This window comes from Legionella fallonii LLAP-10 (genome assembly GCF_000953135.1).
Taxonomy (GTDB): Bacteria; Pseudomonadota; Gammaproteobacteria; order Legionellales; family Legionellaceae; genus Legionella; species Legionella fallonii.
The window spans coordinates 3,124,403-3,141,876 of sequence record NZ_LN614827.1; the positions used below are offsets into that span (position 1 = coordinate 3,124,403).

The following is a 17,474-nucleotide window of genomic DNA, read 5'->3' on the forward strand; positions in this document are numbered from 1 at the left end:
ATTTGCTGCCTAATTCTCTACCTCATACAAAGCATCACAGACGCTTGCTACTTTCTCTTGAGTTGCAGCTATATCAGTACCCGGATTAGGCTGTAATATTTTCTGATGTAATAAATAATGATAATAACTATAAGCCCTCTTCAAAATAGTGAATTGCTCTTTCTCGATAACATGAGCTAAAAATAATTGTTGCAACTGACTTAGCGTATGGGTGTAGCGAGCTAAATTGGGATTTTGCAAATTAAGCACCAGAAATTGAATTAAAAACTCTAGATCTAATAACCCACCACGAGCATGCTTTATTGGTTCAGCCTCTTGATGTAAATCTATTTTCGCTCGCATCATCAGTACTTCTTGCTGTAATACCATCCTCTCTCTTGATAGAGCCAATACTGATTTTTTCAGATGTAAAAATTTTTGCTTTATGCGAGGATCCCCGATAATAATACGTGCTTTTAGCAATGCTTGATGCTCCCATGTCCATGCGTGGTTCTTTTGGTATTCAACAAAGGCATCAACATGGCTGACTAATAACCCTGCAGCACCAGAAGGCCGTAAACGTGTATCGACTGAATATAAGACACCAGCTTGGGAACGTGTAGTTAACATATGCAGTATTTTCTGCGTTAAACGAGTAACTAAGGCTTCTTGTGAGGGCTCAGCATTATACAAAAATACTAAATCTAAATCAGATGCGTAATTCATCTCTCGACTACCAAAAGTTCCATAAGCAATAATGGCAAAACGAGATATGATTTCAATCATTTCAGGATGACGCGCAGATAATTGTTTACTGGCCATATCTAATACCTGAGAGACTATGATCTGAGCTACGTCAGACAAAAACTGACCAATACGAACTGAATGACACAAGCCATAAAGCTCCGCACGCGCGGCCATCAACCAATTAGTTAATTTAAACTGCCTAAGAATTTCTTCTTGCAACTCCAAGTCAGACGCATGAGATAATTTTTCTGCTAATATTTGCTCTAATTGCTGTCGTGAAAGAGGCTTCCAATTTTTTTCTTGATCTAATAGCACCTCCAATAAAAAGGGTTGAGCCACTAATAAGCTAGTAATAAAAGAACTATTAGCAAACCAGAATAGCAACTCTTTTAAGGCATGAGGATTTTCAGTTAATAACGCCAGGTAAGCGCTACGCCCCACAATATTCTCGAGTAAGTGCATGACATGTAATAAAACACCATCTGTTTCAGCAAAGTGAGTTAACTCTGTAAGCAGTAATACCATAAAACGATCCAGTCGCATTCGAGCTCCTTGTGACAACCGTCTGCAACGAGGACTGTGTCTAAAAGCATGCAACATTTGGTAACAATGACTGGAATTTTTATACCCTAAACTAGCCAACAAATTAATTGCCATACTGTCTTCAACATGTCCTTGCCATAAGCTGGATAATTGATTCGCTAATAATCGTTTTTCATCTTCATAAGCCTCTACTTTGCCTAGCACTAAATGAAAAGAATGACTGATAATACGCTGATATTGGTGTAATTTGACTAAAAAACCGTCCCATTGAGTATAACCGAGCGCCAAGATAACTTGTGCCTGTTTTAATTCATCTTCTGGTAATGAATGGGTTTGCTGATCGTTTAAGCTTTGTAATACGTTTTCCAGCTTACGCAAAAAAAGATAAGCCTGCTTTAAAGCATCGCTGCGTGGTAACAATTGCTCTTGCTTTAAAACAGCAAGAGCTGATAGTGCATTTTGCTGTTGTAATTGCGGCAATCGTCCACCACGAATTAATTGAAAATTCTGAATAATAAATTCTACTTCTCTAATACCACCTTGCCCACGTTTAATGTCATTAAGACGTGGATTTAATTGCACTTCGCGTTCTATCATTGCTTTCATACTGCGCAAAGATTCTATCACACTAAAATCAACGTAACGCCTATAAACAAAGGGAGTAATCAAACGATCAAACCAAGAATGACTCTTATCTCTAGATTCAGAAATAATTCGCGCCTTAACCATAGCATAGCGTTCCCAGTCACGCCCCTGCTCCTGATAATAGGTTTCCATAGCAGCTAAGCTAGAAACAAGAGGCCCACTCTCCCCATTAGGGCGCAATCTTAAATCGACGCGAAACACAAATCCATCTGCTGTTATATTTTGTAATACCTGTGCTAATAACTGCACTACTTTGCTAAAATACTGTTGATTACTAATCTGCTCAGCACCATCCGTATGGCCCGCGGCATCATAAGCGAAAATAAGATCAATATCTGAAGAATAATTTAACTCCCTTCCTCCTAATTTCCCCATGGCGAGAGTATATAATTGGACCTTTTGTCCTTTTTCATCTTTAGCTGATCCATATCGAACAGAAACAGAACGGCAACAATAGTCTAAAGCATGTAATATCAACGCATCAGCACAATCTGACCACGAATACATGACCTCTTCAGTATTAGCTCTACCGGCTATTTCCAATAATAACAATCGTAAAAAATGAGAATGGCGAAAATGACGTAATTCACGCATATAAACTGCTTGCGGCAAGTCTGTTTTCACATTGTTTAGCGCACTAAAATAATCGTTCCTAGGTAATAAAGCATCACAAGGATCGTTGGCCAATAAAGAAATCAACAAACTAACCTGACGACATGCATAGTCGCTGATCAGTAATAATTTTTCAGCACTATTCTTTAATGAGTGCTGAACTGATGCTAAATGTTTTTCAATAAACCAAGATTTTGACGACAGCAGTTCAGGAAACACTATGGTTTGAGGCATAAATTGCATTATTTGAGAATAGAAAAATCTAAAGACTACATAGGCTAGAGAGAAATTACAACTGACTCATATCTTATTGATTTAACACAACTCTGTTATTTTTAACTATAAAATAGTAAATTTTTACTATAATCTAAATAATAACGTTTACCCTGTGTAATAAAAATAAAAATGAATTTTATTCGGCACGCACTAACTGTTTTTACCTTGTTCATATCGACCCTATATGCGGCAGGACCTCCTTTAAATGTTGGCATACAAGGATTTAACCCTCCATTTGAAATACAAGGGGCAGATAATGAAATCTATGGTTTCGACGTAGATATGATGAATGGTTTATGTAAGATTATGGATCGTACCTGCGTTTTTCACGTGATTAAGTTCGATTTATTATTAGATGCAGTGGAAAGCAAAAAAATAGATGTTGCCGTCAGTTCTATTACTATTACTGCGGGACGTTCGGCATTAGTTAATTTTAGTTTGCCTTACTTATTAAGCTATTCCCGATTTCTTGGTCCGTCTGCTAATAAAACACAGCCATTCTCTTTAGCTTTGTTAAGCAATAAAAAAATTGGGGTAGAAGCAGGAACAATTTTTGCCGATCAGATTAAAGTATTGGGGATAATCAATCCCACAATTAAACAATATGATACCATGGAACTATTAGTTGAAGCCTTAGGCAAGAAAGACGTTGACTATATCTTGTTTGATAGCCCTACTGCAACCTATTGGGCTGCTAACTCAGGAGGAGAGTTTAGCGTCATTGGCCCACCTCTCTTATATGGTTATGGTTTTGGTATTGCAATTAATAAAGAAGATAGGCAATTACTATTGGACATAAATCGAGCTTTGTTGCAATATCAAAATTCTGAAGAATATAAAATGAATTATAATAAGTACCTAGAACTTTAATAACGATTGTTCGCGTTATAGTACTAGATTAAGATAAATAAGAACCTTGATTACGCTGCACTGCATCAAGGCTGCTTTTTGGTCTCCAATGCGCTATTGGTAGGCAATGGCAGGACTGTAATGTTTAATGTAGGGTTTGACCTTGAGTTATGCAGCAGCTAATAACCTGCCTGGTCACGAAATCCCCTTGGCTAGCACCGTATACTGAAGCAAAATGCTTGGCTAACAATATTACCCATCCGGATAAACAGAAATTCATTCGTTTTTCAGCTTGATCCACTTCAATTTCGAAAAGACCCAATGAATCACTTTCACGTTCATTTGCATACTCTTCCATAATGGTTCGAGCTGTTTGTAAATCTTTGTCTCTTGTAGGCCAACTTTGATTCATTTAACCTCCTAAAAAGCACAATTAGGGCGCTGTTATTTCTACCATATGGGGATAATTTTATAAATCACAAGGGCAAAAATAATTACTTATTATGCCTTACAATGATCAATTAATCAATATTAAGTTCATTTTTTGAACTACTGCTGTGCGTGTACTTTAACATACTTCATGTAGATCAGGCTACAAATAGCCCGACGAAATATCCTTGCTGTAACTCCCATCCTCAAAATCACTCGTACAGGCCTAAGGACATCGATGCCATATTCCTTATCGGGCATGTTGCCCGATAAGGAATATGGATTCATCCATTTTTTTCAAGTAAGTTGCGGTTGGCTACAATAATTTTCTGATAATAGAAATCTATTAACAATTTTCATCTGTCCTGATGGAATGTTTATTATGGACAGCATATGATATACCCATTCACAATTGAATTAATGACAACATGACTTATCACATTCTACCCTCCCTGCTTTCTGCAGATATGACGCGTTTAGGCGATGAAGTCGATTTAGTAATGCAAGCTGGGGCTGATTTTATTCATTTTGATGTCATGGATAATCATTACGTACCTAATCTGACTTTCGGACCAGCGTTTTGTGACGCATTAATCAAACGTTTCCCTGGTTTACCGATTGACGTCCATTTGATGGTTACCCCCGTAGATGCCCTGATTGAATCCTTTGCAAAAGCGGGAGCCAAGCGCATTAGTATCCATCCCGATGCCACGATACATTTGGACAGAAGTTTACAACTTATTAAACACCTGGGTTGCGAAGCAGGTTTGGTGTTAAATCCCGCCACATCGATTGATACCTTAACTTGGTGTGTTCAACATCTTTCTTTTGCCCTAATAATGACAGTAAATCCTGGTTTTGGTGGACAGAAACTTATTCCTGAAATGATGAGGAAAATAACGCTGATCAATCAGCTTTATCCTCAATTGGATCTCTGTGTCGATGGCGGGGTAACACCTGATAATATTGCTGACCTAGCACGTGCAGGAGCGAACCAATTTGTTGCTGGATCTGCTATATTCAATAGCACTGATTATAGTAAAACAATTAATACCATGCGCAAGCAATTAGCGAGCATTTAAAAATGGCATATGACTTTCCACAAAATAGAACAAGAAAAATGATGAAGAAGTTAATAATAGCTTTATACGGACTGAGTTGGTCACTAAGTTCTTTTGCCTTATCAGGTCAGGCTTATATGGATCGATTCAACACTTATTATGCATGGTATCAAAATATTCCTATCACCCCATCCCCAGCATTTCTAGATTTCGTCAAAGAAAATGCCCCGCTATCTAATAAATTACGTGAAAAATGGCTTTATGAACTGGCAAGAATCAAAGATTGGAACTCTTATAATACTTATTATCAACCATCTAAAGATATTAATCTTGTCTGCTATAAATATCTTGCCGAGTTTAATCTGGGGCAACAAAAGGAAGCTCTAAAAAATGCTATACCGCTATGGTTAAATGGTAGCTCACAACCAAAACCGTGTAACACTTTATTTGAACTATTGCTCAAAAGCGATGATTTTGATCAAAATCTTATTACCCAGCGCATCTCACTCGCTCTAGATAAGCGTAATGTGCCATTAGCGCTGTACTTGCTAAAACAATATAAAACCCCTCATCAACAGCAGATACAAACATTAATCTCTATCCAACAAAATCCGACTAATATTAACAAGCTTGATGCAGCCGAGTTAAATAGCTATTTTTATCTCTACGGCCTAAAGCGCATGGTTTCTATCAATATGGATAAAGCCTTGCTTATCTGGCAGGAGGCAAAAACAAAAAAATTACTTAGCGACGCACAACAACAAGATTTTTTAGCGCATCTGGCTCTTTATAAAGCCATGCGTAATCACGATGATTCCCTTGAATGGTTTGCTAAAGTTAAACCGCAATTCTACAATGATGTATTGCTCGACTGGCAAATCCGTTTTGCATTAAAAAATCATGATTGGCCACACGTTGCTGAATTAATTAATGATTCAAAAAATAAAGAGACCCCTTGCTGGCAATATTGGCTTGCCCGCTCCCTAGAAGAACAAGGGAAAAAGGGGCAAGCTATTGCTATTTATGAGTCTTTAGCAAAAAGCAGACAATATTATGGTTTTCTGGCCAGCATCCGTTTAAAGAAAACTCCAAGTTTTGAAAATGAGAAGCCCGTTACCAATTTTGAATCCTTAAGGCCGTATCAGCCCTTTATCAATCAAGTAAAAACTCTATATAACACCAAACAAAGCGTCCAAGCTTCACGCTTGCTGAATGATTTTATTAGCGAGCTACCCAAAGATGAAGCCAGTGCTTTAGTTTATTGGGTTGATTCTGATCTGCAATGGCATGGGAAATCAGTCTATCTAAGCAATAATGAAACGCTCAATAATCAACTCGCACTGCGTTTTCCTTTAGCATATAAAGACACGGTAAAAATGTATGCTAAAAAATATTCTATAGCTCCAGAATTTGTTTATGCCATCATTCGTCAAGAAAGTGGTTTTAGAGAGGATGTCGTCTCTACTGCTGGGGCAAGAGGTTTAATGCAAGTGATGCCTTATACTGCTAGAGTGGTTTCTAAGGCAGACAAAATTCCTTATAACGATCAACAACAGCTTTTCCTATCGCAAAAGAATATCAATATAGGAGTTGCCTATTTGCAACAATTGACTAAACGATTCAGTAATCACCCTGTACTCGTTGCTGCTGCCTATAATGCAGGTCCTAAACAAGTTGTTTATTGGTTAAGAACTCATCCCCCTAAAGAAATTGACTTGTGGATTGAAACCCTGCCCTGGCAAGAAACACGAAATTACTTAAAAAATATTATGGCGTTCTATGTAGTCTATCAATACCGTTTAAATCAAAGACCTAACCTGAGTCATTTTTTAGCGCCTTTATAGCATTATGGTGAGCTACAGCGTAGCTCACGGATAAGAGCGTTGCCTGGGTACAGCGTTCGCGTAACGAGGAACGGTATGGCAGCAAAAAGCAAGATAAACACCTTATTAGAAATTCTTTGTATCCCTACTAAGGTGCAATAAAGTCAATCCTGCTCCTGGGTTACGCGAACGCTGCACCCAGGCTACATGATCCTACCCTGATTTGTCGGACACCTTGCTAAGAAAGTAAAATCTAAAGCAGAGATGAATAATGAGCACTAATAAATCAAAAAAACAGTTGGTAAGAAAAAATACAGCCCTCAATTTAAAGATCAGACACTTGAGCAAATAGCAAAAGATGGTGTATGTCAGGTAGCTAAAGATCTTGGTCTATCTTGAGCCCCTATTATACTCCTGGAAAGCACGGCTTATACTCCTGGAAAGCACAGCAGAAAAAAGGTAGAGACCGCTATGATAACGCTGCAATGGAAAGCTGAAATCATAGTTTTAAAATAGAGGCTATTCATGGGAACAATTTGCAACGCGTTTAATTGTCAAAGATCATGTATTTGAATACATCGAAATCTATTATAATAGAACACGGCTTCATTCGATGATAGGTTATAAATCGCCAGAGTTATTTGAGGCTAAAAAGGTCGCTTAGCAATGTGTCCTTTTTTTCGAGGCAAGATCACTTCAACAACGAAGCCATAATCAGATAGCGTTCATGCAAAAAATCTAACAGCTGCCCATCAGAAAAATATAATTCATCACGACGCATTTTTATCCCTCTAATTCCACGGTATTTTCCTTTAATACAATTTTTCCATTTCTTTAAGCAATGTTGTTTTCCCAACTCCAGCAGTTATAGTCGTTTTCGATATTGATTTTTCCTTCCTCCGCTTCGGTTGCTCGCAAGCTTAGATTAATTATAAATATGCATGCTTAAATATTGTGCTATACCTAATATACGGGACAGCCGGGGACGGCGATCACCGTGAGGATATAAAACCGAAAGTGGCAGATATTTTATCAATAACGTCTCAGTTTAATAACATGAATTATGAGGCAACAGTAGGAGGTAAGTCTATAAGGTTTAATTTATCTAGTAATCGAGATACTTCGATTAAATTCAATTAGTTATTTCTCGTTGTGTTTTAATCAGATAATTCTGTTCTTTTTATGTTAATAAGGAGATAAACATGAAAAAAATGCTATTGATTTTATTAACCATGTTCGTTTTTTCAACATTAAATGCAGCTGATGATAACGGCGCTAACTATGGTAATGGGAGTAATGGGGGTAGTGCGAATGGTAGTGGTAGTGGTGGCAATGGTGGCAATGGCGGCAATGGCGGCAATGGCGGCAATGGGGGTAACAGTGCTGCTGGAATGGGCAGTAGCTCTGGAACTGGGACTAATAAATAAGACATTGAAATTAGTACACGATTACGGGACTTAAAGGTCCCGTAATTTTTCAAAACTATCAGAAGGAGATGATCATTAAAATTGACTTTAGGAACGGCCATCTTTTACTCACTGACTCATTGTTGAGGCAGAAAATCGCCCCCCCAGGATCCATTTTAGATTTGAATAAAATGCCGAAAAATCTAGGCGTGACAAGGGCTAAAGCATCATTTTGAAAATCAAACTGGTCAAATTTACAGGTATCCTGACTCGCCCTGTTATAGGGATTCTAGCCGGAAATTTCCGAGGTTCCCAGTTACAGCCCCATTTATTCTTACTCATCCTTAATGACTACATAAATTAAAACGGCCAAAATAGTGATAAAAATTTGAAACGCCGCACCAAGGGCGCCGCGCAGTATTTGCGACATCCATATATCAAACCACTCACCACCAATGGACATAAAGAGTACTTGCCAAGTCAAAAATCCTACAGTTAATCCTGCAACGGCCCAACGTTTACTTTGATTAAATACCACAGCGCCTTCTTTGCGAACTTTGAATAATTTCCAAGCACCCACGGCGCATAAAAAAGCGGTTAAACATTCCATACTGATAATGATGATGTAGGCAATATGATGGAGAACAGGGTTCGTTACTGCTCTATAAACAATCGTTGAATTAGGAAATACATCCTTCATCATTAAAGCGCGTTCGACCAGAGGAAAATTAGTATAGTAATCAAAAATATTACCAAATGCAGTGAGAGCACAATAAAAGAAAATAGCAGCAATAAGAACTATCTTGGAAAATCGTATGGACATATTTATTCCTTTAAATGAATTGAAATCATTCTGATAAAACTTACTTTAACAGAATAATGATGCTCTTTGTACAATCCCGCCCTTTTCTAACAACCAGCGCAGCGAAGACTCCCCTAAAGAAAACGCAGTGCCCTGCTTAAAAGCTCTTTTCCTCTAATCAGCACTAAGAGGTTTTTTCCTGAGTATTTCGGGAAAAACGGGACAGCACGTGATTAGAGCGGAGAACAGCTTCCTCCAGCGCCTCATTAGCGCTCATTAAACCAGCAAACATTGCCTCTAAAACCTCATCATTAATGCCACGAATTTGGTTTTGTGGTCCCAAATGCTTTAATGGTGTTGAATGAGCCTGATCTTCCAAATCATTTTTAGCTAATAATAAAACAGGATGTGTGCTCGACTGAACTATGTCAGCATAAATTCCTTTCAGTCCCAATGGGAGATAACCGGTATGTTCATGCCAACGTTTTTGCACCTCTGGTTTTGCTATAAAAGCAAAGAACAAAGCAACTCCTTTATATTGCTTCTCATTTTGCCCAGCTACGGCCCATAACGCCGCCCCTCCAGCAACATTGACATGTCGTACTGGACTAACCTGAGTATCCCAAGGCATGGTGGCAACGCCCAAACGAAAAGGAACCAATGCCGATAAGCTATTATAAGCACCAGAAGATTGACTGAATAAAGGGCATACACCGCTAGTAAAGAAAATAGTGGCATCATCTACTCGACCGCCATAGCGAAAATAATGTAAATCATGCCAGCGCTTCAACCGTTGATAATGACGCCCGAGTCCGGGAGTATTAAAAACAGCACGCATAGGCTGGGCTTGAGTTAATGGCAACCCGTGAATGGCTATGTAAGATTCGAACAATACCCACCCAGGATAGGCGGTAGTATAGGTGCAATCGTAACCAGCCTTTTTTATTTTTTCTGCCAATACTTCCATCTCATCCCAAGTGCGGGGAAAATTATTTTGGTTGTAGCCAATCTTAGCCAGGATATCCAGATTGTAATAAAGCACAGGTGCTGAAAGGTTAAATGGCATAGCCATCAACTGACCATCTCGGCTATAAAACTCTCGTACGGATTGAATAAAATCATCCTGTGCTAGACTCAAATTTTGTTCTTGCATTAATGCTTGGACTGGTTTGATCACCCCTTGAGGAGAGAGCATGATGGCGGTACCTACTTCAAAAATTTGTACTATTGCCGGAGCTTTATGAGCACGGAACGCGGCTGCGAAACTGGTTAGGGTCTCGACATAGTCCCCTTTATAAACAGCTTTAATGGTATATTCATTCTGGCTACGGTTAAAGTCATTAGCTAGTAATCGCACCTCATCCCCTAAGTGTCCGGCCATAGCATGCCAAAAAATTAGTTCCGTTCGCTCAGCAAGAGCTAAGGAGCTAAAAAATAAACTGCATAATAGAGTTAACTTCGTTCCAAACTCACTGTGGTGAGGAACGAGCAAGGAGAGGTGGGAAGTAAAACCAGGGTGTACACGCAAACGGATGGGGATTCGAACACCATAGCGACGAAGCAATTTCCCAACACAGTTGAGTTTGGAAAGAAATCTAATGAAGGTTTTCATTTTAATAAATCTGGGTAATCACTAAAAATAGCATCAACCCCCCAACCATATAATTTATTGGCTAAACGTTTACGATTTACTGTGTAAGCACAAACGAAATATCCTTGCTCTTTTACCGCTTTTACTCTCTCAGCAGTTAGTATTTTCCTATTAAAATGAATGGAATAACATTCTAATTGCTTTGCCTTCTGCAACCAATCATTATCCCATTCGTGCAATAGTAAACCTAAAGGCATCTCCGGAGCGATACTACGACACAACAGCAAGACATCCCATTCAAAACTAGAAACTAAAGGTAACTCTTTACCTTGAGGCCAATAACGATGAATGTGACTTAACACTGCGACCGTTGTTTGCTCTACCATACCTTTATAAGGTTTAATTTCTATATTAGCCTGAATACCAGAGAAAGAAAGCCACTTCAACACGTCTTTAAAATGAGGGATACGCTCCCCCTTATAGCGCTTGGAAAACCAAGCCCCAGCATCTAAATCCTGCAAATAAGCCGCATCAACGAGTCCAACCTCCCCTTTACCACTAGTGGTTCGTTTTAGATTGTCATCATGAATAACAAAAGGCTCCCCATCAGAACTGCACATCACATCAAACTCGATGAAATGACAGCCTAACGATAAAGCTTTATCAAATGCCGCTATAGTATTTTCAGGAGCATATGCTGATGCTCCTCTATGACCAATAACTTTTTCTACAACTAACAAATTAATGCTCCGGTATTCGATTGGAAGTAGCTCCAATAAGATTTGAAGCCGCTTTTACAGGGCTTAAAATGACTGTATGAGTATCCAATTTTGCAGCAGCATGTAACGAATTTACAGCAACCTGAGCGGGTTTAATCATTTTCTCAACCGGTTTGGAGGTTACTTTAGCCGAATTTAAATTTTCTGCTGTGGGCTTTGGAGTCGCAGGAACAGATTTTCCTTTTGTTTCAGTACGAATTGAAGCCGCTTCTACCAATGCAGTTAAAGTCAATTCATTGCTTACAGTTAATGATGGGGCGGGAACTGAGCCTACAGCCATGACATTCATTTCCTTAGCTTGATATGCTCTAGGTTGAGGTTGAACAATACCGTCACCACCTTCTACGAATACTAAATTATTCACCGTATAATTTTGTGTAGGATAGGCTTTATTCATCTGGGCAATTTCATCATTAATCTGTTTATATAACTGCTCGCGTATTTTAGCACGTACCGCCTGAGTTTCTTCTAAGCTAGGTTTGAACTCCACCCCACTTACTTCATATTTAGTTCCTGGAGTAGTCACATTTTTAGCATTTTGATAAATATCAGTTAAAGTAGCCTGATCAACCCGTGCTTGTGCTTGTACATAAAGCTTTTCTAATCCAGAACTGTCTTGAGAACGATCAAACTCTAATAGATGCCAATCACCCGCGGCAATCTTGTTTAAGCTGTCCATAATCTCAGAACGCGCTTTTACTAAATCCGCATTGTTTAAAGTCACATTAATATTTACATTCAATAATGCTGTTTGAGTTGTAACCCATTGCTTTGCTGAAACTTGGAACACGACCTTATCAAGCACCATTTGGGGAGGAAATACATCAGCTAATACCAAAGGGGAAACAGTCATCAACGCGAGCATTCCAGCATACTTTTTCATTACACACTCCATTTCAAATTTTAAATTCAAATTAGTTTATACCAGCCCCCCTTAAGACTCCAAATGATTCCATTAGCTATTTTTAAAATCCGCCTTTTTCGCCAGATTTTTTTTCAACAAGGAACAAATAAAAACTATCCATGAAATTATAAGCAAACAAAAGATATGCTTATGCAAGAGCGTCTATTGATTTAATTAAAGAATAGGTCTATAACTTCTTGCAAATTATTGCAAGAGGAGCCAAACCGATGATGTCTGTTGACAATATTATTAATAGTAACCATACCATGGATGAAGATGATTTCCTCGAATATGCTCTATCACATGGTTTTGGTGATTTACACTTTAAAGTAGATCCTGAAACTGGGATGAAAGCAATAATAGCTATTCATAGTACTAAACTAGGACCTGCCTTAGGTGGTTGTCGCTTTATTGAATATTCCAATACTAATGCCGCTCTTTACGATGCCATGCGCCTTGCTCGTGGCATGAGTTTTAAAGCCGCCTCAGTTAATTTACCTTTAGGTGGAGGCAAGTCCGTAATTATTAAACCTAAAGGCTCATTTAATCGTATTGAATACATGCACCGTTTTGGCAAATTCGTTAATGAATTAAACGGAAGATATATTACTGCTTTGGATAGCGGTACTGTATTGAATGACATGGATATTATTTTTGAACATACACCCTATGTTGCTAGTTTATCGATGTATAATGGCGATCCTTCCCCTTCTACTGCTAAAGGAGTTTTGCGTGGGATTCAGGCCGCAGTCGCGTTTAAATTAGGAAAAGACAACCTGCAAGGTATTCATGTCGCCATTCAAGGCCTCGGACATGTAGGTTATTTGCTCGCCAGACATTTACATGAATTAGGTGCTACTCTTACTGTTGCAGATATTTCTCCAGCAGCTGTAGAGCAGGCAGTTAAAGAATTTGGTGCTAAAACTGTTAGTACTGATGCAATCCACAAAGTTCCTTGTGATGTATTTGCCCCATGTGCTTTAGGCGCAATTATTAATGATATTTCTATCTCTCAGTTACAAACGACAATCATTGCAGGTGCAGCTAATAACCAGCTTGCTCATACAGTCCATGGTAAAAAATTACATGAAAAAGGTATTTTATTTGCAGCTGACTATGTGATTAATGCTGGAGGATTGATTTTTGCAGCCTCTAAATACTTGAGCACCCCTGAAGAAAAAGTAAATGAACAAATCGACGGTATTTATACTTCTTTAACAGAAATATTTGCTCGTTCCGCTAAAGACAATCTACCAGCCAGTGAAATTGCTGATACCATAGCAAAAGAAAAATTAGCTTAAAAGGTGTCTCTTTAATGAAACAGTTACAGCTTACACCTGAGTTATATGAGTATGTGTTGGATAAATCTTTACGCGAGCACCCAGTTTTAAAAAGCTTGCGTGAAGACACTTCCACCATGGAGTTGGCTAATATGCAGGTGGCGCCAGAGCAAGCCCAATTCATGCAGTTTCTTTTACGTTTAATTAACGCAAAAAAAGTCTTGGAGTTGGGTACGTTTACTGGTTATAGCGCTTTAGCTATGTCTCTTGCTTTACCTGATGATGGTCAACTGATTACTTGCGACATCAGCGCACAATGGACTAAAAAAGCCCATCAGTTTTGGCGTGATGCAAAGCAAGACAATAAAATTAAGCTGCGTTTGGGGCCAGCCCTTGAATCTTTATATACACTACTCAATGAAGGCTGGGAACATCAGTTTGATTTCATTTTCATTGATGCTGACAAAACTAATTATCTGAACTACTATGAATTGGCATTAAAGCTGATTAGACCGCAAGGACTAATAGCCATAGACAATGTATTATGGGATGGCAAAGTTATTGATTCTCAAGAAACTGGGGGTCAGACAAGAGAAATCAAAAAACTAAATGATTTACTCAAGAATGATCAGAGAGTATTTGTAAGCTTATTACCCATTGCCGATGGACTTTTTTTAGTACAACCGATTAAGTAATTGCGTCTTGCAGCCCGTATTACGCTATGCTAATACGGGCTACGTTATAAAAACTTAAGTTGAAGCTATTAGCAAAATGATAAAAGGATAAGATAGTTAATAATTTACCCATAGGTTTAAATATTAATACAAGGAGTATCTGCTGATGCAAACAAATAATAACCCCTGCGGATTAGATGGATTTGCTTTTTTAGAATTTTCTGGCCCAGATAAAAAGCATCTGGATAAGCAATTTATTGAAATGGGCTTTCAAGCAGTAGCTACTCATCAGGATCAAGATATTACCTTATATCAGCAAGGTGAAATCCAGTTTATTGTGAATGCCGTTCAAAACTGTCAGGCCTCTGAGCATAGCCGTGTACATGGAGCCGGTGCTTGTGCTATGGGCTTTAGAGTGAAAGATGCCAATGCCGCGTTCCAATACGCCATCAAACACGGCGCCACAGCCTTTGAAGATTGTTCTCATGCACACCATGGATTACCGGCAATTCAGGCCATTGGCGGTAGCGTTATTTATTTTGTTGATGGCACTCATAAGCCATTTAATCAGCAATGGAAAATAAATACTACAGCAGCCGTAAAAGGTAATGGCTTAATCGCGATTGATCATCTAACACACAACGTATATCGCGGAAATATGGATAAATGGGCCAAATTTTATGAGTCCATTTTTAACTTCCAAGAAATTCGTTATTTTAATATAGTAGGGAAAATGACAGGGTTAATTAGCCGTGCTCTGGCAAGTCCCTGTGGAAAAATTAAAATCCCATTAAACGAATCAAAAGATGATTTATCGCAAATTGAAGAATTTCTGCACGAATATCATGGTGAAGGCATACAACATATAGCCCTGACTACTCAAGATATCTATAACACAGTACATACCTTAAGAAAACAAGGTGTGAAGTTTCTTGATGTACCCGACACTTATTATGAAATGTTAGACTCTCGTCTTCCTTGGCATCACGAACCTGTTGCCCAACTAAACGATGAGAAAATTTTAATGGATGGGGAAAAAGATCCTAAACACGGGTTGCTGCTGCAAATTTTCACAGAAAATATTTTTGGCCCAGTCTTTTTCGAAATCATCCAACGTAAAGGGAATGAAGGATTTGGCGAAGGAAACTTCCAAGCCTTATTTGAAGCGATAGAAAGAGATCAAGTCAAACGAGGTACTCTAAAAGAGTTCAGTTAGTGCGGTTCATCCAGGTTCCCCCGTATCTTGCCATTGCAAGAAACATATTCTACGGGACAATGTTCGTTTAGCGACATAAACAGTATTCTCTGTTGTTTATGTCGTACTCATGTGAGTTAAGAGGTCAACATATGAAACTTGCTAGTTTAAAATCAACACAATCACGCGATGGAGAATTATGTGTGGTCAATCAGGCCTTAACGATGGCCGTACGCGTCCCGGATATAGCACCAACTCTGCAAAATGCTATAGACCATTGGCAAACTGTGGAAAAAAAACTACAGCAAATTTATCAAAAATTAAATGAAGGAGCATTAGAAGGAAGCTTCTCCTTTCATCCAGAACAATGCACAGCTCCCCTGCCCCGAGCTTACCAATGGGCAGATGGTAGTGCTTATGTAAACCATGTTGAACTAGTAAGAAAAGCCCGAGGAGCCGAATTACCACCGGATTTCTGGACTAATCCCTTAATGTACCAGGGCGGCTCTGATGCTTTTCTTGGGCCAAGAGATGACATTTTAGCAATTGACGAAGCTCATGGCATAGACTTTGAATCCGAGGTTGCAATTATTACTGATGATGTTCCTATGGGCATCAATAAGAACGAAGCGGGACAACACATCAAATTAATCATGCTGGTTAATGACGTATCCTTACGCAATCTAATCCCAACTGAATTAGCTAAAGGATTTGGCTTCTTCCAATCAAAGCCCGCCAGTAGCTTTTCTCCTGTTGCCATTACTCCTGATGAATTAGGCTCTAACTGGGATGGGCAACGAGTTCATTTACCTTTACTCACTCATTTAAACGGACAATTATTTGGCCAACCTAATGCCGGTATTGATATGACTTTTTCTTTTCCTGAGCTAATAGAACATGCGGCTAAAACCAGAATGTTAAGCGCTGGTAGCATCATAGGCTCTGGAACAGTATCCAATAAAGATCGCAGTAACGGTTCGTCTTGCATTGCTGAAAAAAGAATGCTAGAAATCCTAAGTTCGGGTAAAGCTCATACTCCTTTTATGCATTTTGGCGATAAAGTCCGTATTGAAATGCTTGACAAACAAGGCAATAGTCTTTTTGGTGCTATAGAACAGGTGGTAACCCGTTATTAGGATTTTATAAATGATACTTTATGATTATTTTCGCTCTACAGCCTGTTATCGAGTTCGTATTGCTCTAAACATCAAAAATATTTCCTATGAAAAGAAAGAAATTCATTTGGTGAACCATGGCGGAGAACATCATACGTTGCAGTATCACCAAATTAATCCTCAAGAACTTGTCCCCAGTTTAGATCTAGGAGAAGGGCAAGTGCTACATCAATCCATGGCAATCATTGAATATTTGGAGGAATGTTACCCTGAAGTATCATTGCTCCCTAAAAATCCTTTGCACAGAGCAGCATTGAGAGCATTAGCGTTAATCGTCGCCTGTGACATGCATCCACTAAATAACCTACGGGTTTTAAACCGTTTAAAGAAGCAGTTTCAAGCAGACGAAACACAGGTAATGCAATGGTATCACCATTGGCTAAAAGCAGGATTTGATGCTTTTGAAGAACGCTTAAAACAATTAGAGCGAAGTAAACCTCTTTGCTTTGGCAATGAAGTCAGCTTAGCAGATGTCTGTCTTATCCCTCAGGTATATAACGCCCATCGCTTTAAGTTTTCTATGAATGATTATCCACTCATTAACGAAATTAATGAGTATTGTTTGACATTGCTAGCATTTAAAAATGCAGCCCCAGCGCTTTAATAATCACTATCGACTCTTACTGAACTCAATGTGGTCTTGATGAAGCGCGGCGCTGCATCAAGACCACACAGATTACTTGCAGAAAGCTCGCTTGGGAAAA

Annotated in this window: 14 protein-coding genes and 2 pseudogenes; 10 read left to right on the plus strand and 6 right to left on the minus strand. The window is 38.8% G+C overall.

Annotation, left to right across the window (positions count from 1 at the left end):
* Positions 1 to 9 precede the first annotated feature (9 nt).
* The gene (glnE, locus tag LFA_RS12970) at positions 10 to 2,760 is read right to left on the minus strand and encodes a bifunctional [glutamate--ammonia ligase]-adenylyl-L-tyrosine phosphorylase/[glutamate--ammonia-ligase] adenylyltransferase (RefSeq protein ID WP_084602178.1); all 2,751 of its coding nucleotides are present in this window, start codon (positions 2,758 to 2,760) and stop codon (positions 10 to 12) included.
* A 171-nt stretch (positions 2,761 to 2,931) separates the two neighbouring features.
* Between glnE and LFA_RS12975 the strand changes: the two genes are divergently transcribed.
* Positions 2,932 to 3,672 carry a transporter substrate-binding domain-containing protein gene (locus tag LFA_RS12975; RefSeq protein WP_045096573.1) on the plus strand — a complete coding sequence of 247 codons (741 nt, stop codon included), beginning with the start codon at positions 2,932 to 2,934 and terminating at the stop codon, positions 3,670 to 3,672.
* 124 nt (positions 3,673 to 3,796) lie between these two features.
* Here the strand turns inward: LFA_RS12975 and LFA_RS12980 are convergent, their stop codons facing one another.
* Positions 3,797 to 4,063, minus strand: a complete 267-nt coding sequence (locus LFA_RS12980) for a hypothetical protein (protein WP_045096574.1) — start codon at positions 4,061 to 4,063, stop codon at positions 3,797 to 3,799.
* Positions 4,064 to 4,508: 445 nt separating this feature from the next.
* Here LFA_RS12980 and rpe point away from each other — a divergent pair, with 445 nt between their 5' ends.
* From rpe to LFA_RS12995, 4 genes and pseudogenes are all read left to right on the plus strand, one after another.
* Positions 4,509 to 5,162 (plus strand): ribulose-phosphate 3-epimerase, encoded by a 654-nt coding sequence (rpe, locus tag LFA_RS12985; protein WP_045096575.1) that lies wholly within the window; start codon positions 4,509 to 4,511, stop codon positions 5,160 to 5,162.
* A 41-nt stretch (positions 5,163 to 5,203) separates the two neighbouring features.
* A complete protein-coding gene (locus LFA_RS12990) occupies positions 5,204 to 6,985 on the plus strand; it encodes a transglycosylase SLT domain-containing protein (RefSeq protein WP_045097595.1) in 1,782 nt (593 codons plus the stop codon).
* Positions 6,986 to 7,505: 520 nt separating this feature from the next.
* Positions 7,506 to 7,628 (plus strand): annotated as a pseudogene (locus tag LFA_RS20640) (IS3 family transposase); the annotation flags it as partial.
* A gap of 538 nt (positions 7,629 to 8,166) precedes the next feature.
* A complete protein-coding gene (locus LFA_RS12995; RefSeq protein WP_052673964.1) occupies positions 8,167 to 8,391 on the plus strand; it encodes a hypothetical protein in 225 nt (74 codons plus the stop codon).
* Between the two features lie 313 nt (positions 8,392 to 8,704).
* On the opposite strand, the gene LFA_RS13000 is transcribed toward LFA_RS12995, so the two are convergent.
* The 4 genes and pseudogenes from LFA_RS13000 to LFA_RS13015 form a co-directional block, all read right to left on the minus strand.
* Positions 8,705 to 9,193 (minus strand): DUF2165 family protein, encoded by a 489-nt coding sequence (locus tag LFA_RS13000; protein ID WP_045096576.1) that lies wholly within the window; start codon positions 9,191 to 9,193, stop codon positions 8,705 to 8,707.
* A 163-nt stretch (positions 9,194 to 9,356) separates the two neighbouring features.
* The gene (locus LFA_RS13005) at positions 9,357 to 10,784 is read right to left on the minus strand and encodes an extracellular solute-binding protein (RefSeq protein ID WP_084602179.1); all 1,428 of its coding nucleotides are present in this window, start codon (positions 10,782 to 10,784) and stop codon (positions 9,357 to 9,359) included.
* Positions 10,781 to 11,503, minus strand: a complete 723-nt coding sequence (gene ugpQ, locus LFA_RS13010) for a glycerophosphodiester phosphodiesterase (protein ID WP_045096577.1) — start codon at positions 11,501 to 11,503, stop codon at positions 10,781 to 10,783. Before ugpQ ends, LFA_RS13005 begins: the two co-directional genes overlap by 4 nt.
* Positions 11,504 to 11,729: 226 nt before the next feature.
* A pseudogene (locus LFA_RS13015) lies at positions 11,730 to 12,425 on the minus strand (hypothetical protein); the annotation flags it as partial.
* 248 nt (positions 12,426 to 12,673) lie between these two features.
* On the opposite strand from LFA_RS13015, the gene LFA_RS13020 reads away from it, so the two are divergent.
* The 5 genes from LFA_RS13020 (at position 12,674) to maiA (ending at position 17,374) form a co-directional block, all read left to right on the plus strand.
* Positions 12,674 to 13,747 (plus strand): Leu/Phe/Val dehydrogenase, encoded by a 1,074-nt coding sequence (locus tag LFA_RS13020; protein ID WP_045096578.1) that lies wholly within the window; start codon positions 12,674 to 12,676, stop codon positions 13,745 to 13,747.
* A gap of 14 nt (positions 13,748 to 13,761) precedes the next feature.
* Positions 13,762 to 14,421: an O-methyltransferase gene (locus LFA_RS13025; protein WP_045096579.1), complete on the plus strand. Its 660-nt coding sequence runs from the start codon at positions 13,762 to 13,764 to the stop codon at positions 14,419 to 14,421.
* Between the two features lie 145 nt (positions 14,422 to 14,566).
* On the plus strand, positions 14,567 to 15,616 hold the full coding sequence (gene hppD / locus LFA_RS13030; protein ID WP_045096580.1) for a 4-hydroxyphenylpyruvate dioxygenase: 1,050 nt from the start codon (positions 14,567 to 14,569) through the stop codon (positions 15,614 to 15,616).
* 131 nt (positions 15,617 to 15,747) lie between these two features.
* Positions 15,748 to 16,731 carry a fumarylacetoacetate hydrolase family protein gene (locus tag LFA_RS13035; RefSeq protein ID WP_045096581.1) on the plus strand — a complete coding sequence of 328 codons (984 nt, stop codon included), beginning with the start codon at positions 15,748 to 15,750 and terminating at the stop codon, positions 16,729 to 16,731.
* 10 nt (positions 16,732 to 16,741) lie between these two features.
* On the plus strand, positions 16,742 to 17,374 hold the full coding sequence (gene maiA, locus LFA_RS13040) for a maleylacetoacetate isomerase (protein WP_045096582.1): 633 nt from the start codon (positions 16,742 to 16,744) through the stop codon (positions 17,372 to 17,374).
* Positions 17,375 to 17,474: the final 100 nt, after the last annotated feature.

Bases quoted from the DNA above. Each gene is read 5' to 3' on its own strand.
- glnE (WP_084602178.1), bottom strand. From the start codon at position 2,760: ATGCCTCAAACCATAGTGTTTCCTGAACTGCTGTCGTCAAAATCTTGG.
- LFA_RS12975 (WP_045096573.1), top strand. From the start codon at position 2,932: ATGAATTTTATTCGGCACGCACTAACTGTTTTTACCTTGTTCATATCG.
- LFA_RS12980 (WP_045096574.1), bottom strand. From the start codon at position 4,063: ATGAATCAAAGTTGGCCTACAAGAGACAAAGATTTACAAACAGCTCGA.
- rpe (WP_045096575.1), top strand. From the start codon at position 4,509: ATGACTTATCACATTCTACCCTCCCTGCTTTCTGCAGATATGACGCGT.
- LFA_RS12990 (WP_045097595.1), top strand. From the start codon at position 5,204: ATGAAGAAGTTAATAATAGCTTTATACGGACTGAGTTGGTCACTAAGT.
- LFA_RS12995 (WP_052673964.1), top strand. From the start codon at position 8,167: ATGAAAAAAATGCTATTGATTTTATTAACCATGTTCGTTTTTTCAACA.
- LFA_RS13000 (WP_045096576.1), bottom strand. From the start codon at position 9,193: ATGTCCATACGATTTTCCAAGATAGTTCTTATTGCTGCTATTTTCTTT.
- LFA_RS13005 (WP_084602179.1), bottom strand. From the start codon at position 10,784: ATGAAAACCTTCATTAGATTTCTTTCCAAACTCAACTGTGTTGGGAAA.
- LFA_RS13020 (WP_045096578.1), top strand. From the start codon at position 12,674: ATGATGTCTGTTGACAATATTATTAATAGTAACCATACCATGGATGAA.
- LFA_RS13025 (WP_045096579.1), top strand. From the start codon at position 13,762: ATGAAACAGTTACAGCTTACACCTGAGTTATATGAGTATGTGTTGGAT.
- hppD (WP_045096580.1), top strand. From the start codon at position 14,567: ATGCAAACAAATAATAACCCCTGCGGATTAGATGGATTTGCTTTTTTA.
- LFA_RS13035 (WP_045096581.1), top strand. From the start codon at position 15,748: ATGAAACTTGCTAGTTTAAAATCAACACAATCACGCGATGGAGAATTA.
- maiA (WP_045096582.1), top strand. From the start codon at position 16,742: ATGATACTTTATGATTATTTTCGCTCTACAGCCTGTTATCGAGTTCGT.